General features: G+C 26.4%; 20 protein-coding genes and 1 other annotated feature. Of the genes, 15 read left to right on the top strand and 5 right to left on the bottom strand.

The window, feature by feature from the left end; genetic code table 11:
• Positions 1 to 205: 205 nt before the first annotated feature.
• On the top strand, positions 206 to 1,084 hold the full coding sequence (galU, locus tag ACUN06_RS11710; RefSeq protein WP_294127076.1) for a UTP--glucose-1-phosphate uridylyltransferase GalU: 879 nt from the start codon (positions 206 to 208) through the stop codon (positions 1,082 to 1,084).
• 159 nt (positions 1,085 to 1,243) lie between these two features.
• On the opposite strand, the gene trpS is transcribed toward galU, so the two are convergent.
• From trpS to ACUN06_RS11695, 3 genes are all read right to left on the bottom strand, one after another.
• Positions 1,244 to 2,245, bottom strand: coding sequence for a tryptophan--tRNA ligase (trpS, locus tag ACUN06_RS11705; RefSeq protein ID WP_449390279.1), 1,002 nt, complete (start codon positions 2,243 to 2,245; stop codon positions 1,244 to 1,246).
• Between the two features lie 205 nt (positions 2,246 to 2,450).
• A complete protein-coding gene (locus tag ACUN06_RS11700) occupies positions 2,451 to 2,615 on the bottom strand; it encodes a zinc-ribbon domain-containing protein (RefSeq protein ID WP_291731714.1) in 165 nt (54 codons plus the stop codon).
• Between the two features lie 180 nt (positions 2,616 to 2,795).
• Entirely contained in the window at positions 2,796 to 3,866 is a 1,071-nt protein-coding gene (locus ACUN06_RS11695) for an endospore germination permease (protein ID WP_294163017.1), read from the bottom strand.
• Between the two features lie 102 nt (positions 3,867 to 3,968).
• Between ACUN06_RS11695 and ACUN06_RS11690 the strand changes: the two genes are divergently transcribed.
• The 8 genes from ACUN06_RS11690 to ACUN06_RS11655 all read left to right on the top strand — a co-directional run bounded on the left by ACUN06_RS11690 (position 3,969) and on the right by ACUN06_RS11655 (position 11,470).
• Positions 3,969 to 5,387, top strand: coding sequence for a spore germination protein (locus ACUN06_RS11690; RefSeq protein ID WP_291731709.1), 1,419 nt, complete (start codon positions 3,969 to 3,971; stop codon positions 5,385 to 5,387).
• Positions 5,377 to 6,501 carry a Ger(x)C family spore germination protein gene (locus ACUN06_RS11685; RefSeq protein ID WP_449389843.1) on the top strand — a complete coding sequence of 375 codons (1,125 nt, stop codon included), beginning with the start codon at positions 5,377 to 5,379 and terminating at the stop codon, positions 6,499 to 6,501. Before ACUN06_RS11690 ends, ACUN06_RS11685 begins: the two co-directional genes overlap by 11 nt.
• Positions 6,502 to 6,650: 149 nt before the next feature.
• Positions 6,651 to 6,881 (top strand): hypothetical protein, encoded by a 231-nt coding sequence (locus ACUN06_RS11680; RefSeq protein WP_294163021.1) that lies wholly within the window; start codon positions 6,651 to 6,653, stop codon positions 6,879 to 6,881.
• Between the two features lie 162 nt (positions 6,882 to 7,043).
• Positions 7,044 to 7,457 (top strand): hypothetical protein, encoded by a 414-nt coding sequence (locus ACUN06_RS11675; protein ID WP_291731700.1) that lies wholly within the window; start codon positions 7,044 to 7,046, stop codon positions 7,455 to 7,457.
• Between the two features lie 229 nt (positions 7,458 to 7,686).
• A complete protein-coding gene (gene tyrS / locus ACUN06_RS11670) occupies positions 7,687 to 8,907 on the top strand; it encodes a tyrosine--tRNA ligase (protein WP_449389842.1) in 1,221 nt (406 codons plus the stop codon).
• A 204-nt stretch (positions 8,908 to 9,111) separates the two neighbouring features.
• Positions 9,112 to 9,804 carry a metallophosphoesterase gene (locus ACUN06_RS11665; protein ID WP_449389841.1) on the top strand — a complete coding sequence of 231 codons (693 nt, stop codon included), beginning with the start codon at positions 9,112 to 9,114 and terminating at the stop codon, positions 9,802 to 9,804.
• 91 nt (positions 9,805 to 9,895) lie between these two features.
• Entirely contained in the window at positions 9,896 to 10,690 is a 795-nt protein-coding gene (locus tag ACUN06_RS11660) for a GTP pyrophosphokinase (RefSeq protein WP_449389840.1), read from the top strand.
• 123 nt (positions 10,691 to 10,813) lie between these two features.
• Positions 10,814 to 11,470 carry a hypothetical protein gene (locus tag ACUN06_RS11655; protein WP_291731693.1) on the top strand — a complete coding sequence of 219 codons (657 nt, stop codon included), beginning with the start codon at positions 10,814 to 10,816 and terminating at the stop codon, positions 11,468 to 11,470.
• A gap of 48 nt (positions 11,471 to 11,518) precedes the next feature.
• Here ACUN06_RS11655 and ACUN06_RS11650 read toward each other — a convergent pair whose 3' ends face one another.
• A complete protein-coding gene (locus tag ACUN06_RS11650) occupies positions 11,519 to 11,851 on the bottom strand; it encodes a HesB-like protein (protein WP_291731691.1) in 333 nt (110 codons plus the stop codon).
• Positions 11,852 to 12,201: 350 nt separating this feature from the next.
• Here ACUN06_RS11650 and ACUN06_RS11645 point away from each other — a divergent pair, with 350 nt between their 5' ends.
• Positions 12,202 to 12,948 carry a hypothetical protein gene (locus ACUN06_RS11645; RefSeq protein WP_449389839.1) on the top strand — a complete coding sequence of 249 codons (747 nt, stop codon included), beginning with the start codon at positions 12,202 to 12,204 and terminating at the stop codon, positions 12,946 to 12,948.
• A gap of 192 nt (positions 12,949 to 13,140) precedes the next feature.
• A complete protein-coding gene (locus tag ACUN06_RS11640; protein ID WP_301953534.1) occupies positions 13,141 to 13,446 on the top strand; it encodes a hypothetical protein in 306 nt (101 codons plus the stop codon).
• A gap of 114 nt (positions 13,447 to 13,560) precedes the next feature.
• Here ACUN06_RS11640 and leuS read toward each other — a convergent pair whose 3' ends face one another.
• A complete protein-coding gene (gene leuS / locus ACUN06_RS11635; protein WP_294399447.1) occupies positions 13,561 to 16,011 on the bottom strand; it encodes a leucine--tRNA ligase in 2,451 nt (816 codons plus the stop codon).
• A 165-nt stretch (positions 16,012 to 16,176) separates the two neighbouring features.
• Positions 16,177 to 16,441, bottom strand: a binding site (T-box leader).
• Positions 16,442 to 16,819: 378 nt separating this feature from the next.
• Between leuS and ACUN06_RS11630 the strand changes: the two genes are divergently transcribed.
• From ACUN06_RS11630 to ACUN06_RS11615, 4 genes are all read left to right on the top strand, one after another.
• On the top strand, positions 16,820 to 18,028 hold the full coding sequence (locus tag ACUN06_RS11630) for a NupC/NupG family nucleoside CNT transporter (RefSeq protein ID WP_291731682.1): 1,209 nt from the start codon (positions 16,820 to 16,822) through the stop codon (positions 18,026 to 18,028).
• Positions 18,029 to 18,210: 182 nt separating this feature from the next.
• Positions 18,211 to 18,918 carry a response regulator transcription factor gene (locus tag ACUN06_RS11625; RefSeq protein ID WP_449389838.1) on the top strand — a complete coding sequence of 236 codons (708 nt, stop codon included), beginning with the start codon at positions 18,211 to 18,213 and terminating at the stop codon, positions 18,916 to 18,918.
• Positions 18,893 to 21,190 carry a sensor histidine kinase gene (locus ACUN06_RS11620; protein WP_449389837.1) on the top strand — a complete coding sequence of 766 codons (2,298 nt, stop codon included), beginning with the start codon at positions 18,893 to 18,895 and terminating at the stop codon, positions 21,188 to 21,190. Before ACUN06_RS11625 ends, ACUN06_RS11620 begins: the two co-directional genes overlap by 26 nt.
• Before the next feature lie 381 nt (positions 21,191 to 21,571).
• Entirely contained in the window at positions 21,572 to 22,114 is a 543-nt protein-coding gene (locus ACUN06_RS11615; protein WP_294127046.1) for an NADH peroxidase, read from the top strand.
• Positions 22,115 to 22,135: the final 21 nt, after the last annotated feature.

The following is a 22,135-nucleotide window of genomic DNA, read 5'->3' as shown; positions in this document are numbered from 1 at the left end:
TAAATTATAATTTATAAATTCAACATTCATAATTTATATAATAACATTTATATAGTTAATTTTCAATTTTATATTTTACATAAAAATTTAAAAATGAGAATATTGTAAATTTAAAGAATATTTATTAATCTTTTTTTAAGTAATTCATTGTGATATTATATAATTATGTATACTAAAATTTTACTTAAATAAGAGAGGGAAAGAAATGAAAGTAAGAAAGGCAATAATACCAGCAGCTGGACTTGGTACAAGATTTTTACCAGCAACAAAGGCTCAGCCAAAGGAAATGCTTCCAATAGTGGATAAGCCAACAATTCAATATATAATTGAGGAAGCAGTGGCATCAGGGATTGAAGAAATATTAATAATAACAGGAAGAAATAAAAAATCTATAGAAGACCATTTTGATAAATCTGTTGAATTAGAAATGGAACTTGAAAAAGCAGGAAAGCAAGAAATGCTTGATATGGTTAGAAGAATTTCAGATATGGTTGATATTCATTATATAAGACAAAAAGAACCTAGAGGATTGGGGCATGCAATTCATTGTGCAAAATCATTTGTTGGGAATGAACCATTTGCAGTAATGTTAGGTGATGATGTTGTTGATAGTGAAGTTCCTTGCTTAAAGCAATTAATTGATTGCTTTAATGAATATAAAACTACTATATTAGGTGTTCAAACAGTAGATCCAAAGAATGTAGATAAGTATGGTATTGTTGATGGACTTCATATAGAGGATAGAGTTTATAAAGTTAAAAGGTTAGTTGAAAAGCCATCTGTTGATGAAGCTCCAAGTAATGTGGCTATATTAGGAAGATACATTATTACTCCTCAAATATTTGAAATATTAGAAAATACTGCACCAGGTAAAGGGAATGAAATTCAATTAACAGATGCATTAGAAACATTAATTAAAAATGAAGCTATGTATGCATATGATTTTGAAGGAAGAAGATATGATGTTGGAGATAAGTTAGGCTTTTTACAAGCAACTGTTGAATTTGCTTTAAAGAGAGAGGAACTTAGAGAACCATTTATTCAATATTTAAATACTAAGCCTTGGGAAAATGAAACAAAATAAAAAATAGGGGATGTGGCATTAAGAATAAATACTACAATATATCGTGTTAATTTTTATTTTTTAAAACAATATATTGTGTATAAAAGTTTTAGTGCGACAGACCCTATTTTGATTTTATATCAAGTTTTAATTTAATAATATATTATGTTAAATATATTATTAAGATCTAGGAATAAGTCCTATTTTCTTTTGCATTTTTCTTAAATTTTTAATTGCAGCATAATTAGCTTTTTCAGCACCAAGTTTATAAATTTCTTCTAATGCCTTTTTATCTTTAAGAAGGATATTTACTTTTTCTTGAATTGGTGCTAATTCATCAATAATTGCATCTGCAACATCTTTCTTTAAATCAGCGTAACCCTTATCTTTATAAAGATAAACAACCTCATCCTTAGTATAACCCTTAATTGAAATAAGTATATCAAGTAGGTTCTTAACCCCTGGTTGTTCATCAGTATAATTAACAACACTAATACTATCAGTTACAGCTCTAGAAATTTTCTTTCTTATAACTTCAGGAGGATCCATAATTAAGATGTAGCTATTAGGATTATCATCAGACTTAGACATTTTCTTAGTAGGATCTTGAAGACTCATAACCTTAGCTCCAACTGGTGGAATATAAGGTTCTGGTATTTTAAACGTTGGACTATATGCATTATTAAATCTTGCACCTAAATCTCTAGCAAGTTCTAAGTGTTGCTTTTGGTCAATTCCAACAGGAACTAAATCTGTATTATATAATAGTATATCAGCTGCCATAAGAACAGGATAAGCAAATAATCCAGCAGGTATAGAATCACCATGCTTTTTAGCTTTATCCTTAAATTGAGTCATTCTTGAAAGTTCACCCATATAAGTATTACATGTTAATAACCAAGAGGCTTCAGAATGTGCTGGAACATGAGATTGAATAAATAACGTATTTTTATCAGGATCAATACCACAAGCAATATAAATTGCTAAAACCTCTAAAGTTCTTTTTCTTAAATCTGCAGGAATTTGTTTAACTGTAATTGCATGTAAATCAACTACACAGAAAAAACAATCATATTCATTTTGAAGCTTAACCCAGTTTTTTAATGCTCCTAAATAATTTCCCAATGTTAAATTTCCAGAAGGTTGTATTCCACTGAAAATAATTTTTTTATTTTCTGCTATATTTTCCAAAATAGCACCTCTTTTCATATATTTAAATATTAATGTACCTATAATGACGAATATATTCTTAAAAGTAAATTTAAAGTCTAAAGGTATCTAATAGTTAATATTATAAAATTATCAAAATTTTATGTCAAATAAAAACAATAGATTTAGAAAATAAAAAGGAGCTACAATAGTAGCCCCGTAATTTAACTTTTAAATATTATCTTCTGTCTCTATTCATTTTTTGAGCTTTTCTAGCTTTTCTACATTCAGGACATCTTACAGGATCGTTTTCAAATCCTTTTTCTTTGTAGAATTCTTGTTCTCCTACAGTAAAGATGAATTCCTTTCCGCAGTCTTTACAAACGATTTTCTTATCTTCCATTTTTATTTACCTCCTTAAAATCCATAGGGTGAATCTTGATAAAACTACTAACTTAACCCGCTATGGAAAAAAGGGGTATTTAATGATATTATCATAGAATTTCCTAATGATTTTTATTACATTATTATTATAGCATAATTTACCAAAAGTGCAACAAATATACTGTATGGGTAAATAAATTTATTTGTTTTTATAACGTATTTGGAAAGAAATAAAAGCTATAAGTGGAACAAATATAAATAATATTAAATTAATATATTGATAATATTTTAGTATTATAAATAATACATAATTATTTCTTGATATAAATGTTGAAAATATAAATATTACTAAAGTATAAATAGTTATAAAACATTTATCATTTTTTATGTATTTTTTATAAATTATATAAACTCCATAAGCTGAAAGTATATATTTTAAAAAGTATCCTACTACTGTTTGATATAGGAAAAAGAAATCTCCAAATTCTAAAATACCACCAATTTGAACTCTCTGGCTTTGAGTAAATTCAGGATAAAATAAATTAGCTGCTCTTATAGGACCAAAGCTTGATAAAATTCCAATTAAAACATAAATAAAAATTATTCCTAATATACTTAAGCAAATTATAGTATGCTTTTTTAGGTTTTTTCCGTTATTTAAATATTTTAAATAAGGAAGTGTAATAACAAAAGCTGATAATGAACCTAAAACAAGTAAAAGCGTAGAAATAAATTCATTTACTATATTTCCAGAAAGTAAAGGCATTATGTATTTAATATCTTTATATTTTTCAGTAATAATAGCTAAAATTGCAGTATTAACTCCAAGTGATGAAATTAATATTATTGAAAAAGTTAATAATGTATGTATTCCTTTTCCTATTAAAAAAATTGATGGCAAAATAAAAAATAATATTATATACCAAGTAGGAGTTTCTAGAAAAAAGCAAGATTTAACTACATTAGCTTCTACAGAAGCAGACTCTAATGAAGATAAAAATAATCCTAATGAAAATAAAAATAAAAATATATTTCCAAAAAATTTAGAAAGACCAAAGGTAAATATTTCATTTATATTGTAAACTTTTTTAGATTGCATAACAGAAATAAGATACATTACAAATGCAAAAAATATTAAATATATAATTAAAGAATAAAGCCAGGTATCTCTGCCCCCTTGTGCAATAAATAAAGAGGGATATGTTTTTAATGATATATATGTAACACCAAATATAAAAATTATAAAGTGTTTTACTGATATTTTATTCATGTTTATTCCTCCAAAATTTTAAATAAGATAAGTCTATTTTATTATTCTCAAAAAAATGAATATTAAACATATGCAGAGGAATAATATGTTTAGGTGATTAAAATGGATAAATTAAGTTATATTAAACAAAGATTTGAAGGAAATTTTGATGTAAAGTATAGGGAAGTAAAAACAATAATAGGAGATGGAACTTTAGTATTTATAGATGATTTATGTAATGGACAATGGATGATGGAATATTTAATATTACCATTAAGGGGATTTGGAGAATTAAAGGATTCATCTATAAAGACACCTAATGATTTATTAGAAAAGGTATTGGATATAAGTGCAGCTGGAATGGCAAAAGATTTAGATGATGCACTAATACATGTTTTATCAGGAGATGCTATATTAATTTTAAATGATTTTAATGAAATTATATTTTGTGAACTTAAGAATTTCCCAAGGCGAGGAATAGGAATACCTGAAACTGAAGCCGTATTAAAGGGACCAAGGGAAGGGTTTAATGAACTTATAGTAGACAATGTTGCATTGATTAGAAGACGTATAAAAAATCCTAACTTGAAATTTGAAGCTGTAGTTATTGGAGAAGAATCTCAAACTGCTGTTGCAATGGCATATATTAAAGGAATTGCACCAGATGATTTAGTAAATAAAATAAAGAATAAACTTAGTAAATTAGATATGAGGTTTGTACTTGATTCAAATTATATCGAGGGTAATTTAAAAGAACAAAATTCATTTTTTGATACTATTGGATATACAGAAAAGCCAGATGAAGTTGCAGCTAAGTTATTTGAAGGGCGTATAGCAATAATTGTAGATGGAACACCTTTTGTAATAACAGCACCTTATTTCTTTTTAGAAAATTTTCAAATGCCAGATGATTATTATATAAACAGATATTATACAAATTTTAATAGAATTTTAAGATGGATTGCGTTTTTTATGGCATCATTTTTACCTGGTATTTATGTAGCGATAATTACATATCATTTTTCAATGATTCCAAGCCTTTTTGTATTTAGGCTGGCAGTATCTAGAGCTGGGGTGCCATTGCCAACGTTTATTGAAGTAATTGTTATGATGTTAGCTTTTCAATTAATAAAAGAAGCAGGCTTAAGGCTTCCACATCCAATTGGTGGAGCAATGAGTATAGTATCAGCACTTATTTTAGGTGATGCAGCTGTAGGTGCAGGAATTGCATCAAGAATAACTATAATTGTAGTTGCAATAAGTACATTAAGTTATTTTTTAATTCCTAAAATTTATGGTGCAGTTTCTTTTTGGTCAATAGCAATAATGATTTCTTCAGCATTGTTAGGGTTGCCAGGATTTTTATGTGCAGCATTAATATATATAATTCAAATAGTTAAACTTGATTCTGTTGGATATCCATTCTTATTTCCTCTTGGAAGTATAAGTGAGTATAGGTTTAAGGATATATTTTTTAGAGGAAAATTAGATAGAATTTCTAAAAAAATAATAGAGGGAGGTAATAAAAAATATGAAAAATAAGAAAAACTTATTTCTTACAATATGTACAATAATTTTATTACCTTTACTTTTAACAGGATGTTTTAATTATCATGATATTAATAAGGTTACTTTCCCTACAAGTGTAATTTTTGATATTAATGATTTAGGAGAAGCAGTTATTTACTTAGATTGTATAAAACCATATAGAAGTACTAATGATAGTTCTGATAAAGGAAGGCGTATTATTTATAAGGGTGAAGGAAGAACAGCTATGGAAGCTTTAGAGGATATTAATAGAGCTTCTAGTTATAAACTTAATTATAGTCAAACTAGAGCATATATATTTACTGAAAAAGCTGCTAAAAATGGAATAAAGAAGTTTTTAGATTTAATTAATAATAATAGTGAATTTCAAGTTAAGCCAAGTGCTTTTATTTATTATGGTGATGTTGATGATTTATTGAGTACGGTATCTGCTGATGAGGAATATTTAGGTTTATTTTTAAATGATTTAGTTGGAAAAGAAAAATATAATTCAAAAGCAGTAAAATCTAATATTAATTATTATTTAAGCAATGTATTAATGGGAGGAAATACAGCCTTACTAACATCTATTGAATTAAAGGAAAATGCATTAGATAAAAAAATAGAAATAGATGGAGCATCAATTTTTAAAGATAATATATTAATTGAAAAAATAAACATAGAAAACTCTTTAATGTACAACATTTTAATGGGAACAGCTAAAACAGGAATTTTGGAAGCAACAAATCCAAATAGTAAATCTGATTTTATTAGTTTGGAAATAATAGATAGCAATGTAAAAGATAATTTAAGTTATGAAAATGGAGCAATTAAATTAATTAAGGATATTGAGGTTGATGTTTCTATATCTGAAATACAAGGAAGTTTAATAGTGGATTCATCAGCTTTAGATTATATTAGATATAATGAAGAAGAATATATAAATGGATATGTTAAATATATTTTTAATAAATACAAAGAAAAAAAATTAGATATATTTGATGTTGAAAGATTAGCAGAAATGTATTTTTCTAAGGAAGACATAAAAGATCCGCTAAGTATAACAGAATTAGAAGTAAGAACAAAATTAAATATAAAAGGAACTGGAATTACTAGAAATAGTCTTTAAGTAAAGCTTAAAATTATATTATTAAAGAACAAGGAAAAAGATAGCTAGAAAGTTGTTTTCTTTGTTCTTTTTTTTATTACAATAAATATAATATATTATTATAAGTTAATTATTATTTAAATTTTAAATTATTGTTTGGTAAATTACTGATGATAAACTTAACTAAAAATTCAATAATAGTAATTAGTCCCAGACAATTAGTAGATAAAAATAATAGATTAGGGGATATGGGGTACAGTAAAAGAAATATGTGGATTTATGATAAATTAATATCTTTAGATGAAGGAAAGCGGGTTATTAATTATGGAAATGGAATAGTTAGAATAAAGGAAGCATTTAAGGGAAAAAGAAAGGTAAAATTAATTAATTCTGATTTATAGGATTGTTTTAAGGTTATCTTACCAATGAATATTGAATAATAAAATCTTTATAGCTAATAATAATTCATAAGAAGGATAGATATATTAAAATTTTTAGTTAAATATGCATCTTTTATTATAAAAAAGATGTTATAAATAATTTTATAAAAAGGAGTGGTTCCGATGATTCAAGTTTTTTGTGCAAGAAGGGGTTCTGGAAAGACAAAAAGGTTAATTGATTTAGCTAATACTCAAGTAGCAGAAGCTAAAGGCGATTCAGTATATATTGATGATGATTCAAGGCCGATGTTACAGCTATCTAGAGGAATAAGATTTGTAGACACAAATGAGTATTATGTTGGGGATTGCCAAAGTTTTTATGGAATGTTGTGTGGAATAATTTCATCTAATTATGATATTGAAAATATCTATATTGATGGGTTATCTAATATTGTTAAATGTACTATGAAGGATGCAAGTGAATTATTAAAAAAAATAGCTGGATTAACAGAGAGATTTGGTATAAATGTTTATATTAATGTTAATGTTGATGCTGCTGATGAAGTACCAGAATGTATAAAGGAATACGTAGCATAGGTTTGAAAATAATTAAATTTAGATAAATGTAAAAAGCTGCCTAAATAGGTAGCTTTTTTATGTTCTAAGCAATTACTATTTATATATGGTTTAAAAATTTGTTTAATACATATTATAAAATTAAATTAAATATTAAAGTGAAATACAAAGGTAAGTTAATTAAAATTTCTTGATAAAAATTGTTAATAAATATATACTAAATATATGATTTTTTATAGGAGGTAGGAATATGGCTAATGTTTTAGATGAGTTATTAGACCGTGGATACATAAAGCAATTTACTCATGAAGAGGAAACAAGAGAATTGCTAGAACAGGAGAAAATAACTTTTTATATAGGATTTGATCCAACAGCAGATAGTTTACATGTAGGTCATTTTATAGCAATGATGTTTATGGCTCATATGCAAAGGGCAGGACATAGACCAATAGCTTTACTTGGTGGGGGAACTGCAATGGTTGGGGATCCATCAGGAAAAACTGATATGAGATCTATGCTTACAAAAGAGCAAATAGAGCATAATGTTTCTTGTATAAAGAAACAAATGGAAAAGTTTATAGATTTCTCAGATGATAAGGCTATATTAGTAAACAATGCAGATTGGTTACTAAATTTAAATTATGTTGATTTCTTAAGAGAAGTAGGAGTTCATTTTTCTGTAAATAGAATGTTAACTGCAGAATGCTTTAAGCAAAGATTAGAAAAGGGATTATCATTCTTAGAATTTAACTATATGTTAATGCAGGGGTATGATTTTTATGTGTTAAATCAAAAGTACAATTGTAAGATGGAATTAGGTGGAGATGATCAGTGGTCAAATATGATTGCAGGGGTTGAGTTAGTTAGAAGAAAAGCTCAAGGTCAAGCAATGGCAATGACTTGTACATTATTAACTAATAGCCAAGGTCAAAAGATGGGTAAAACAGTAGGTGGAGCTTTATGGTTAGACCCAGAAAAAACATCACCATATGATTTCTATCAATATTGGAGAAATGTAGATGATGCAGATGTTGAAAAATGTTTAGCATTATTAACATTCTTACCTATGGATGAAGTTAGAAGATTAGGTACATTAGAAGGTGCTGAAATAAATAAGGCTAAGACAGTTCTTGCTTATGAAATAACTAAGCTTGTTCATGGAGAAGAAGAAGCTAATAAAGCTAAATCAGCTGCAGAGGCATTATTTGCAGGTGGAGTTGATATGAGTAATGTTCCTACAGTTACTATTTCTAAGGATAAATTAGGTGCTACAATTTTAGATATAATGGCTGAAAATAAGATTGTTCCATCAAAGGCAGAAGGTAGAAGATTAATTCAACAAGGTGGATTATCTTTAAATGGAGAAAAGGTTACAGATGTAACTAGAACTTTAAATGAAGAAGATATTCAAGATGGAGCTGCCTTAATAAAAAGAGGAAAGAAAAACTATAATAAAATAGTTGTTGAATAAGATGAAAAGCTGAAGTATAAATTTACAATATAATTTTAATATTATTTGTAATTTATGCTTCATTTTTTTGTATTAATAAAATTATTTAAGGAGATATTTATAAAGTAGGATTATTGTTTTAAAATAATAGAGATTGTTTAAAGCATGGTAAGTAGTTATAATATATAAATGAAAGAATTTAAACAGTAGATAAGGGGGATGACTATGGCATTATATGCTATTTCTGATTTACATCTTGCATTAAGTACAGATAAACCTATGGATATATTTGGTGTACAGTGGGTTAATCATGATGAAAAGATAAAGAAAAATTGGAAAGAGAAAATAACAGAAAAGGATACTGTATTAATTGCTGGAGATATCTCTTGGTCTATGAAGCATGAAGAAAGCAAGGTAGATTTAGATTGGATAAATTCTCTGCCAGGTAATAAAATTATAAGTAAGGGAAATCATGATTATTGGTGGACTAGTATTTCAAAATTGAATTCAATGTATGATAATACAAAGTTCTTACAAAATAATTTTTATACATATAATGATTATGCTATTTGTGGAACTAGGGGATGGATTGATCCAAGTAGTGATAAATTTAATTCTAAGGATGCAAAGATATATGCAAGAGAGCAAATAAGAATAAGATTATCTTTAGATGCAGCTAAAAAATCAGGATTTAATAAGTTTATAGTTATGATTCATTATCCTCCATTTGGGGAAGAAAATAAGGAATCAGAATTAATGAAAATATTTCAAGAGTACAATGTTGAAAAAGTTATATATGGACATTTACATGGGCCATCTAATGTTAAGGCAATAGAAGGTTTAATAAATGGTGTTGAATATATAATGACATCATGTGATTTTATAAATTTTGACCCAATTAAAATATTAGAAGATTAAAAAATGAAATTAAATATTGTGGTAAATTTTGGGTTACAGTTTAAGGTGTTTTTGATATAATGTATTTGTATAAAGTTTAAGGGTGATGTATATGGCAATGCAAAATTGGAAGAGTTTTCTTATGCCCTATGAACAAGCAGTAGAAGAATTAAAGGTAAAGCTTAAGAGTATAAGAAAAGAATATAGAAAGAGAAATGAATATTCTCCAATTGAATTTGTAACTGGAAGAGTTAAGGAAGTTTCAAGTCTTTTAGAAAAAGCAAATAAGTTTGAAATTCCTTTAGATAGAGTGGGCGAAGAAATGGAGGACATCGCTGGTATAAGAATTATGTGCCAGTTTGTTGATGATATAGATACAGTTATAGAACTTATAAGAGCAAGAAAGGATATGCAAATACTTTACGAAAAGGATTATGTTAGGAATGTTAAACCAAGTGGATATAGAAGCTACCATATGATTATTAAGTACACTGTTTATATGGCTGAAGGACCTAAGCCAATATTAGCAGAATTTCAAATAAGAACACTAGCAATGAACTTTTGGGCAACTATAGAGCATTCTTTAAATTATAAGTATAAACAGCATATTCCAGAAGAAATACAACGAAAGCTAAAATCAGCAGCTGATTCAGCTTTTAATTTAGATGAGCAAATGTTAGAAATAAAGGATGAAATAAAGGATGCTCAGAAATTATTTGAAGTAAAATCTGATATTATTACAAATATAATGAGTAATATAATGACCTTAATGTCTTTAGGAAAAACTGGAGAAGCTAGTAGATATCAAATTATGTTAAATAAGCTAATAAAAGATGGGGAAGTTTTTGAATTAAATAATTTACTTCAATCTATAAAGCGTGATATTGATAGATATAAAGATGGTTAAAAGCAAAGTTGGCATATAGCTAACTTTGCTTTTTAATATAATTTTTATAGAAAAAATTGGTATTATTAAGCGGTTTGCTAGTTATATCCCTATATGTTATACTTAAAATAGCGGGGGTGGCTTATGAAATCCAAAGGTAATATAAAAGACAATTGTTTTTTGATTGTTATATGTATTTTAATGATAAGCTTTACAGTTAATATTTATCAAGCTATAGAGAATAATAAATATTCTTATGAACTTGGAAAACAAAATTATAATAAAATTGAAGAAATAAGATATAGAAATGAGTCTATACTTTCAATACTAGAAAGCTGTGTTTCAGCAGGAAGTGTAAATAATTCTGATTTATTAACATTGCATAGAAATTATAGTAAGATTACAGAACTTGAATTAAGTTTATGGAGCAATTATCTTAATGATAATAAGCATATGTTTATAAGTAAAAAAAATAGGTCTAAAAATATTGTTGTAAGCACAACAAGTAAAAATGAATTATATTCAGAAATTGAAGAGTTAATATATTCATATATTCAAAATGATATGACTGAAAAGAAGGATGTAATAGAATTACAAGGAAAGGTAGCAGAGAATTTTGAAAATTTAAAATCAATGTCAATTGATTTAAATAATTATTTTAATGATTTTTATGCTAAAAATTGTGATTTATCTGATGAAATGAAAGAAAAGAAAATGATTAATCATGATTATTGGATTGATATACTTCAGGGAATGCAAGAGGTTAATAGTAAGTATTGGGATTATGAATTTATTTATTAATAATATATAAAAAAGCTAAGCAATTTAATGCTTAGCTTTTACTTTATATTAGTGGTGACATCCACCACCACAAGAACCACAGCCACCTTCAGCTTCGATAACTGGCTTTAATGATAATCCTCTACCACCATTTTCTTCTGATGAAAGTAATTTAAATCCACCAAATTCATCAACTAATTTTTCTTCTGCAATTAAAGTTATATCATGAATTTTTTCAGAAATATCTCCTTCTTTAACTTCATCAACAGTTATATTGAAAGCTGGTCCGCTACAACCAAATCCAGCTAAGTTTATTCTTATGCTGTAGTTTTCTACTTCATTTTCTTCTAAGAAAGCTTTGAATTCCTTGTATGCTTCTTCACTTACTAAAAATTTATTCATTATGTTCACCTCACGAAAATTTTCAAATTATATTTATAGTATACCATATTACTCGGAAATAGCAATGTATTTTTAAGGGGTAAATGTAAAAAAACACTAAATAAAAAATTGGAATATTGAAGTTTCAATAATTTGTAAATATAATATAAAATATAGAGAGTATATTAATTAGTATAATAATTAATTATAAGAGATACAAATTTAATGTTTTTAATAGGTTTAGTAAGTTATACTAATGTTATAATAGTTTTAATATATTAGGATGAAATTAAGATAACTAATATGATAGTTAACATAACAATTAAGCAAATGATAAGAAAAAGTAATATTGAAAAGAGAGGATGTTAGAATTGAAGCCTTTTGATAAAGAATATGTTTTGGATAAAATTGAAGAATATAATAAAAAAATAAAAAGCAATAAGGTTGGAGATTATAAAATAAAATCAGTAGATGGTTTACAGGGAGTAATACAAGGATATCTACATTCAAAGGAAGACAATTATGATATAAATATATTGGAGTTACATGCACCAAATCATGTTTGGATGAGGTTAACTCCACTAGAGATACAAGGAGCTTATTTTGCAATAAAAATGGCTAAAGGAAAAGTTGGAGTTGTAGGGTTAGGATTAGGATATGTAGTAGAAGAAATGGCTAAAAAGCTAGAGGTAGAAGAAATTACTGTATATGAAATAAGTAAAGAAATAATAGAATTATATTATGAAAACTTTCCAAAGAATTCTAAGATAAATATAATTTGTTGTGATGCTTATAACGCAGAAAGAAAAGAGTTTGATTTCTTTTATGCCGATATATATGAATATAAATTAACTTCACAAATAGTTGATGATTATAAGAAGTTTAATGAACTGCATAATATTGAAGAATATAGTTTCTTTGGTATGGAGCATTTTTTATTAAGTTGCAGTTATACAGAAATAGTTTGGGTATATATTCCTGAAAATTGGATGGAATCAAGTAGGAAAGCATTTGAGGCAATTCAAGAATCAAATTTACTGCCATATTATGAAAAGCTAGAGGAAAATATAGTTTCTCAAGTATTAGGAGAATTTAAAGAAGTGTTAAATGATATTTAATATAATAAAAAAGCTATGTATAAAATGAATTAAAATCATTTTATACATAGCTTTTTGCAATATTAGCAATATAACAAAATCATATACTTGAAATAATAAAAATACAATGAAATATAGCAAAAGTAAATTAAATATTAATAAATAGAATAAATAATATATAAATTTAATAGATTGTATAAAGGAGGGGGCGTTATGAGATTAGAAAATAATAAAATATTAATTACAACAGTAAGTAGTATTATTGGATTAGGATTAATAATTTTTTTATTAATTAATTATAAACTTAATAAAAGTACAAATGATAAAATTTATGAAGAAGAGTTATCAGAAAATAAATATAAAAGTAATTTAATTATTGAAGATAATAATACAACAATGTTAGATGATGAATTAGAGGATGAGGGTGAAGAGAGGATTTTTCCAGTAGAGGATGATCAAGAGATAATTGTATTACCTAATCCTAATATAAATGAGGCAGTTATTTTAAAAAAATTATGAAATAAAAAGTTAAAAAGTTCTATTTTAAAAATTATGCTTATAAATAAAATAGAACTTTTTTTATTTATATATGGTGTGTAAATTAATTTGATATAATCCCTTATTTATCTTATATTACTTTACAACTATGTTTACAAGTCTTCCTTTAATAACAATAACTTTAACTATAGTTTTTCCTTCAGTGGCAGCTAAAACAGCTTCATCAGCTAAAGCTTCAGCTTTAATTCCTTCTTCGTTTAAGTCAGAAGCAACATTAATTCTTGCTTTAATTTTACCATTAATTTGAATTGCTATTTCAATTTCATCTTTAACAAGAGCTTTAGCATCAAACTCAGGCCAAGCTTCAGTAAATACTGAATACTTATTAGTTAATAATGACCATTGTTCTTCAGCAAAGTGAGGAGCAAATGGAGCTAAAATTTTAATAAAGCTTTCACATACAGTATTTAAGAAATCTAAGTTCTTAGTTTCTTCTTTCATGTACTTAGATAAAGCATTAATGAATTCCATCATTCTTGCAATTGCAGTGTTGAATTGCATTTTTTCAGCATCTTCAGTAACACCTTTAATAGCATTATTTAACCAGAAGTTTAATTCTTTTTCTGCCTTATCCATAGTAGTTTTATTATTAGTACCAGCATTAATAGCTTCTCTACACATTGTTAAATATCTTTCAATTCTATCTACAAATCTAGCAACAGACTTAATACCATCATCACTCCAAGCACCACCTTCAGTGTAAGCAAATCCAAACATTAAGTACATTCTAAATACGTCAGCACCATATTCTTTGATGTAATCATCTGGAGAAATAGTATTTCCTTTAGATTTAGACATTTTTAATCCATCTGGACCTAAGATTAATCCTTGGTGAGTTAAGCTCTTGAATGGTTCATCAAAGCTTAAATATCCCATATCTCTTAAGGCTTTAGTTATAAACCTTGCATATAATAAGTGCATACAAGCATGCTCAGGCCCACCAACATATTTATCAACTGGAAGCATCTTATCTACTTTTTCTTTATCAAATGCAATTTTATCATTTTTATTATCTACATATCTCATTTGGTACCAAGAAGAGCAAACAAATGTATCTAAAGTATCACACTCTCTCTTAGCTGGTTTACCACAACAAGGGCAAGTAGTGTTAACAAATTCTTCGCATTTAGCAAGTGGTGATTTACCATCTGGGGCAAATTCAACATTGTATGGCAATTCAACAGGAAGATCTTTTTCTGGAACTGGAACAGCACCACAATCTTCACAGTAGATTATTGGAATTGGAGCACCCCAATATCTTTGTCTTGAGACTAACCAGTCTCTTAATCTGTAATTAACTTTTGCAGAACCTAAATTTTCTTTAGCTAGTTTTTCAACAATAGTCTCTTTAGCTTCTTCAGTAGTTAATCCATCAAATTCACCAGAGTTAACTAATACACCATATTCACAGTATGGTAATTTAACTTCTTCACCTTTTTTGCTAGTTATAACTTGTTCTATTGGTAAGTTAAATTTAGTAGCAAATGCAAAGTCTCTTTCATCATGAGCTGGAACAGCCATAACAGCACCAGTACCATAAGTTGCAAGAACGTAATCACCAACCCAAATTGGAACTTCCTTACCATTTATAGGGTTTATAGCATATGAACCAGTAAATACACCAGTTTTTTCTCTTGTAAGAGATTGTCTTTCTATATCTGATTGCTTTTTAGCAGCTTCTTTATATTCTTCAACAGCAGCTTTATTTTCATTAGTTGTTATTTCATCAACTAATGGATTTTCAGGAGCTAAAACAACATAAGTTACACCATTTAAAGTGTCAACTCTTGTTGTAAATACATTAAAGTTAATATTTGAATCTTTAACTTTGAAGTTAACTTCAGCACCTGTAGACTTACCAATCCAGTGTTTTTGCATAGCAACTGTCTTTTCAGGCCAATCTAAAGTATCTAGTTTTTCTAATAATTCATCAGCATATTGTGTTATTTTAAAGAACCATTGAGTTAAATCCTTTTTAGTGACTTCTGTTCCACATCTTTCACAAGTACCTTCAACAACTTGTTCATTAGCTAAAACTGTATTACAAGATGGACACCAATTTACAGGAGCTTTTTTTCTGTAAGCTAAATCATTTTTTAATAATTGTAAGAATATCCATTGAGTCCATTTGTAATATTCAGGAGTACAAGTTATAACTTCATTTTCCCAATTAAACATAGCACCCATTGCTTTTAATTGTTCTTCCATAGTTTTGATATTTTTTTCTGTAGAATCCCATGGATGAATCCCAGTTTTAATTGCGAAGTTTTCAGCAGGTAAACCAAAGGCATCAAATCCCATTGGTTGGAATACATTATATCCTTGCATTTTCTTTAATCTTGCCCATGAATCAACAGGTCCATAGTTAAACCAGTGACCAGCATGTAATTGACTTCCAGATGGATAAGAGAACATTTCTAAAACATAAAGTTTTTCACCCTCTGCATCTGGATTAAATTTGTAAAGTTCAGTTTCTTCCCATTTCTTTTGCCATTTTTTATCAATGGCAGTTCCGTAGTTACTCATAGTTTTAATCCTCCTTTAGATAGTGACAAGTAGCAGGTGACAAGTTAGAGAAAATCTCTAAATTTTGACTAAACTTATTGTTTAGATTACCACTTTAAATTTATCACTTGAAACTTGTTACTTGAAATTTGCTAAGTTTTATATAAAAAAAGCCCTTCATCTCAATTAAGAGACGAAAAGCTATATTTCGCGGTACCACTCTTATTAGAATTTAGCAGTTTAAGTTTAGTAAACTTAATAACTTGTCATTTGTCACTTAAAACTTATCACTGACTAATTTCTCGCTTAAATCTGTAACGGGGATTCCGTACTTGCTTTTAAACAAGTAAGCTCCAAGGCAAGTTCCCATAAATGCATCACTGTTTTACAGCAACCAACAGCTCTCTAAAGACTACAATTTTATAGTACTACTCCTTTTCAATGCAATAAATATTAAATTTATTAAATAATTTTAATATTAATTAATTATATATTAATTAACTATAATAAGTCAATAAGAGGAATAACCTTATTTTACATAGTCAATATATCAAGAAATGATTAAGTTTATATTTATTTTAAAAGAAAATTACTTAAGAGAAGTTTAAGGTGAATAAAAATATAAACTATTTAAAATTCATAAAGTATGGTATAATATTGTAAATATGATATAAAATAAAACAATATAATATACTTAAAAATATAGAATTTATATGAACTTAATGATAAATTAATAATTTAATAAACAATTTTTTTATTTTTAAAGAATATAAGTATATATTTTAGATAAAACTAAATTAAGAAAAAGATTAACAAAAGGTGGTATTTTATGGCGATATTAAATTGTATTATAGGTATAATTTTCGTGTTTTTAGTAGCATTTTTAATTTCGAATAATAAGAAAAAAATAAATTGGAAAACAGTAATTATTGGATTTTTAATTCAATTTATATTTGCATTTGCTGCATTAAAGTGGAGTGTTGGAAAATATATATTGAGTAGAATTTCATTAGGTGTACAATCTGTAATTGATTATGCAAAAGAAGGAATTTCTTTTATATTTGGTTCATTATCTAATGATGGTAGTATATTTGCAGTTAATGTTTTAGGAGTAATTATATTCATTTCAGCATTAGTATCAGTGTTGTATTACTTAGGAGTTATGCAGTTTGTTATAAAGCTTATAGGGGGTGGATTATCAAAGCTTTTAGGCACTTCTAAGCTTGAAACTATATCATCAGCTGCAAATATATTTTTAGGGCAAACTGAAGCACCATTATTAATTAAGCCATATGTTGAAAAGTTAACAGAATCAGAATTATTTACAGTTATGGTTGGGGGACTTGCTTCAGTTTCAGGATCAATATTAGTTGGGTATTCATTATTAGGAATTCCTATTGAGTATTTAGTATCAGCTAGTTTTATGTCAGCTCCAGCAGGACTTATAATTTCTAAAATAATAATTCCAGAAATAAGGGAAGCAAAAGTTAATGAAGAAATTGAAATGGTAAAAGATGATTCATCTAATATTGTTGATGCAGCTTCCAAAGGTGCTATTGATGGTTTAGGATTAGTTCTTAATATAGCTGCAATATTATTAGCATTTGTAGCATTAATTGCACTTATAAATGGAATTATTGGATTAATTGGTGGATTATTTGGAATAGATAACTTAAGTTTACAATCAATTTTAGGATATATTTTTGCGCCAATTGCAACTATTATAGGAGTGCCTATGAAAGAATCTGTAATTGCAGGATCATTAATAGGGCAAAAAATAATATTAAATGAGTTTGTAGCATTTACAAGTCTTTCTGAAATAATATCTACATTATCTCCAAAAACAATAGCTATAGTTACATTTTCTTTATGTGGATTTGCTAATATTTCATCTATAGCAATATTAATAGGTGGCATAGGTGGAATGGCACCTAGTAGGAAACATGATATAGCACGTTTAGGTTGGAAGGCTGTATTAGGAGGGACATTAGCTAATCTTTTAAGTGCCACAATAGCAGGATTTTTATTAACAATTTAATACATAAATAGTGAAAGTGTCTTTAAGAAAATATATAAATATTTTTAAAGACACTTAAATTTTATAACTTAATAAATTTGTAATAAATATGATAGGTTTTTTTAAAAGTTTTTTGTTACTATATAAATATAAAATAATAATTATTATATAGTTAAGTTTGTTATAGGGGAGTGGGGTAACTTATGAAAAAAAATAATGTTTTAGTAGTAGATGATGACAAGGAGATAGTAGATGCTATTGAGATATATTTAAAAAATGAAGGAATCAATGTTATTAAGGCATATGATGGACTAGAAGCATTAGAAGTATTAATGGAAAATAATGTACAACTTATATTAATGGATATAATGATGCCTAACATGGATGGACTTAGAACTACAATGAAAATAAGGCAAGAAAAAAATATTCCGATTATATTAATTTCTGCAAAATCAGAAGATACAGATAAAATATTAGGTCTTAATATGGGAGCTGATGATTATATAACAAAACCATTTAATATATTAGAACTTATAGCAAGGGTTAAATCTCAACTAAGAAGATATACTGTATTAGGGAATTATGGTGGTAAAAATGAAGAAAACAATTCAATAATAAGAAGTGGAGGACTTTCATTAAACCAAGATACAAAAGAAGTTATAGTAGATGGAGAAGTAATTAAGTTAACAGCAACTGAACTTGGAATATTGAAATTATTGCTAAAAAATCAAGGAAAAGTTTTTTCAATAGATGAGATATATGAAAATGTATGGAATGAACCTAGTTACAATGTGGAAAATACAGTAGCAGTGCATATAAGAAGGATTAGAGAAAAGATAGAAATTAATCCTAAAGAACCTAAGTATTTAAAGGTGGTGTGGGGTATTGGATACAAAATCGAAAAATATTAATGAAGAAAGTATTTTTCAAGAAGAAATAAAAAAATCAAATAAGAGAAAAAGTAGAAGTGAAAATATTTTTAAAAAATATATAGTTGTATTATTAACTTTTATATCAATAGCATGTGCTATTTTATCATTAAGAGAAATTAAAGCAAATATAAGATATATAATTCCAGGTGGGATATATTTAAATGGTGATTTATCAAATAATATATCTGATTATATAAATTTGGTAAAAGATTATTCGATTTATTATAAATCATTAGAATATGCTAGTGATAATAATAATATAACCCAAAATGATATTGATATTTGTAAAGCTGAATTAGTTGATAAAGTTAATAAGGAATATGAAAATTATAGAAATGATAAATATAATGAGGAGAGTTTTAGCAACTTAACTTATGAAGAACAACAAAAGATATTGAGTGAAGAAAAAGAAAAAATTACTGAAAAATATACATTAAATGATGAAGAAATGAAAGAGTATATTTTAAATAGAAAAGGCAATAGTGCTAGTGATTTAAATAATAAAATAAAATCTTATGTTAATTTAAACTTTAGAGCTTATGATAAATTAAAGGATATTTGGATTGGTGGAGAAAAAATTGATTCTAATAACATTATAAAAAATAGTAAATATTTTGAAGAAATAAATATTGATTATAATGGTAATGTTATAGAAAAAATATATGTTGATGGCAAGGAAATAAATAATAATATTATAAGCAAATTAATTTACTATAATAAATATAGTTATTATACTTATTATGATAGGTATGAACCAAATAATATATATGCTTATGATTATAATGAAAAGCAAAGTATATCAATATATATATGGATGCCACAAGAAATTAAAAAAGGTGATGTAGTTTATGAAAATCTTAAAAAAGTAGAAATCAATATTAATAGATTTTACTTGAGCTGTGGTAGTTTTATATTGTTTATAATTTTAGCAATTTTATGTTTAGTATCTTTAAGTAAAAATAAATCAAAGATAAATATAATAGAAGATATAGTGAATAAGATTAAGGTATGGCCTATTGAAGCTAAGGTTGGAATAGGAATTTTAGGGTGGATAAGTTGGAACACTACATTTGTTTACTATAATGCAAATAACTATATTAGAAGATTAAATTTAATATCAGTCATATGGACATCATTAGCTTTACTAATATATTATGTGTTAATTAGAGTTATAATTATAAATTATAATGAAAGAAATTTATTTAAAAAAAATATTACAATTAAATGTTGGAATTACTTAAGTGAAATAATGACTCGTTCTTCTTTAATAAAAACATTTTTAATAATGAGTGGTTTATATGTAATTAGTGGATTATTATTATTCGTTGTTTCAGCTATATTAAATATATTTCCAATTGGGATATTAATAGGAATAATATTAACAATTATATATATAGTAATATTTATTAAAGAGTTAATTTATTTAGATAAAATAATTATTGGCTCAAAGGCTGCAACTGAAGGAAAATTAAATTGTAATATAGAAGAAAAGGGAAGAGGCCACTTAAGAGAATTAGCTCATGATATTAATAATATTAGAGATGGATTAAGAAAATCTATTGAAAGTGAAATAAAAAGTGAAAATATGAAAACCGAGCTTATTACTAATGTGTCTCATGATTTAAAAACACCTTTAACTTCAATAATTAATTATATTGATTTATTAAAGAGAGAAAATATAGAGTCAGAAACAGCTAAAGATTATATAAATATATTAGATAAAAAATCTCAAAGGCTTAAAGTTTTAATAGATGATTTATTTGAAGCATCTAAGGCTACTAGTGGAGCAATGGAGCTTAATATAACTAAAATAGATATTGTACAATTATTAAAGCAATCATTAGGTGAAAATGATGAAAGATTTAAAAATAGTAATTTGAGTGTTAAATTAGATATCCCAGATACAAAAATATTTATAAATGGAGATGGACAAAGATTATATAGAGTATTTGAAAATCTTATTTCTAATATAGTTAAATATTCTTTAAGTAATACTAGAGTATATATTCAGATGTATGTAGATGATGAAAATAAGGTTGTAATAATTATGAGAAATATATCAGCTTATGAATTAGATTTTTGTGCTAATGAAATAACTAATAGATTTAAACGTGGTGATTCATCAAGAAGTACAGATGGCTCTGGATTAGGGCTTGCTATAGCAAAAAGTATAGTTGAACTTCATGGAGGTAAATTTAATATTGAAGTTGATGGTGACTTATTTAAATCGATAATAAAATTAAATCAATAATATTTTTAAGTATAAATTTAAATGAAATTAATGATATATTATTAAGTAAAAAGATTTTTGAACAAAGTTTAAAAAGATAATGTAATATTTAAAGAGGTAAATAAAAAGTTGTTATTAAATAGCAACTTTTTATTTTTAAAAATATTATCAATTGATAATCAATATCTTACTGTTGGGTGATAAGACTAGTAATAATGCTAAATGATAGGTATTATCAATTAGAAAAAAATTAAAAAAATTTTTAAAAAATACTTGCAATTAATAATAATTATTATATAATAATATATGAAAAGTGATTCAAAAAGAATTGCAAATAAAAAATAAGTAAATTAAGAAATTAAATATAGAATAAGTATTAAAAGTTTTAGGAGGAATAAATTTATGAAAAAGTTTATTTGTACAGTATGTGGATATGTTCATGAAGGAGAAACTGCACCAGAAGTATGTCCAGTATGTGGAGTTGGAGCAGATAAGTTCGTAGAACAATCAGGAGAATTAGTATATGCTGATGAACATAGAATCGGAGTAGCTCAAGGTGTAGATGAAAGAGTAATAGAAGGATTAAGAGCTAATTTTGTTGGAGAATGTACAGAAGTAGGAATGTACTTAGCTATGTCAAGACAAGCAGATAGAGAAGGGTTCCCAGAAGTTGCTGAAGCTTATAAGAGAATAGCAATTGAAGAAGCAGAACACGCTGCAAAATTTGCTGAATTATTAGGAGAAGTAGTAGTAGCTGATACAAAAGCTAACTTAGAAGCTAGAGTAGCTGCAGAACACGGAGCAACTCAAGGTAAGAAAGATTTAGCTACATTAGCTAAACAATTAAATTTAGATGCAATCCATGACACAGTTCATGAAATGTGTAAAGATGAAGCTAGACACGGAAAAGCTTTTGAAGGATTATTAAAGAGATATTTTGCATAAGATTTAATAAAAAGCCATGCT

Source organism: Clostridium sp. ETTB3 (genome assembly GCF_053571985.1).
Note: the sequence above shows the minus strand (reverse complement) of the source record. Positions and strands in the feature narration are given on the sequence as shown.

Coding starts and splice junctions, on each gene's coding strand:
- galU (WP_294127076.1), top strand. CDS start 206: ATGAAAGTAAGAAAGGCAATAATACCAGCAGCTGGACTTGGTACAAGA.
- ACUN06_RS11700 (WP_291731714.1), bottom strand. CDS start 2,615: ATGGAAGATAAGAAAATCGTTTGTAAAGACTGCGGAAAGGAATTCATC.
- ACUN06_RS11695 (WP_294163017.1), bottom strand. CDS start 3,866: ATGAATAAAATATCAGTAAAACACTTTATAATTTTTATATTTGGTGTT.
- ACUN06_RS11690 (WP_291731709.1), top strand. CDS start 3,969: ATGGATAAATTAAGTTATATTAAACAAAGATTTGAAGGAAATTTTGAT.
- ACUN06_RS11685 (WP_449389843.1), top strand. CDS start 5,377: ATGAAAAATAAGAAAAACTTATTTCTTACAATATGTACAATAATTTTA.
- ACUN06_RS11680 (WP_294163021.1), top strand. CDS start 6,651: ATGATAAACTTAACTAAAAATTCAATAATAGTAATTAGTCCCAGACAA.
- ACUN06_RS11675 (WP_291731700.1), top strand. CDS start 7,044: ATGATTCAAGTTTTTTGTGCAAGAAGGGGTTCTGGAAAGACAAAAAGG.
- tyrS (WP_449389842.1), top strand. CDS start 7,687: ATGGCTAATGTTTTAGATGAGTTATTAGACCGTGGATACATAAAGCAA.
- ACUN06_RS11665 (WP_449389841.1), top strand. CDS start 9,112: ATGGCATTATATGCTATTTCTGATTTACATCTTGCATTAAGTACAGAT.
- ACUN06_RS11660 (WP_449389840.1), top strand. CDS start 9,896: ATGGCAATGCAAAATTGGAAGAGTTTTCTTATGCCCTATGAACAAGCA.
- ACUN06_RS11655 (WP_291731693.1), top strand. CDS start 10,814: ATGAAATCCAAAGGTAATATAAAAGACAATTGTTTTTTGATTGTTATA.
- ACUN06_RS11650 (WP_291731691.1), bottom strand. CDS start 11,851: ATGAATAAATTTTTAGTAAGTGAAGAAGCATACAAGGAATTCAAAGCT.
- ACUN06_RS11640 (WP_301953534.1), top strand. CDS start 13,141: ATGAGATTAGAAAATAATAAAATATTAATTACAACAGTAAGTAGTATT.
- leuS (WP_294399447.1), bottom strand. CDS start 16,011: ATGAGTAACTACGGAACTGCCATTGATAAAAAATGGCAAAAGAAATGG.
- ACUN06_RS11630 (WP_291731682.1), top strand. CDS start 16,820: ATGGCGATATTAAATTGTATTATAGGTATAATTTTCGTGTTTTTAGTA.
- ACUN06_RS11625 (WP_449389838.1), top strand. CDS start 18,211: ATGAAAAAAAATAATGTTTTAGTAGTAGATGATGACAAGGAGATAGTA.
- ACUN06_RS11615 (WP_294127046.1), top strand. CDS start 21,572: ATGAAAAAGTTTATTTGTACAGTATGTGGATATGTTCATGAAGGAGAA.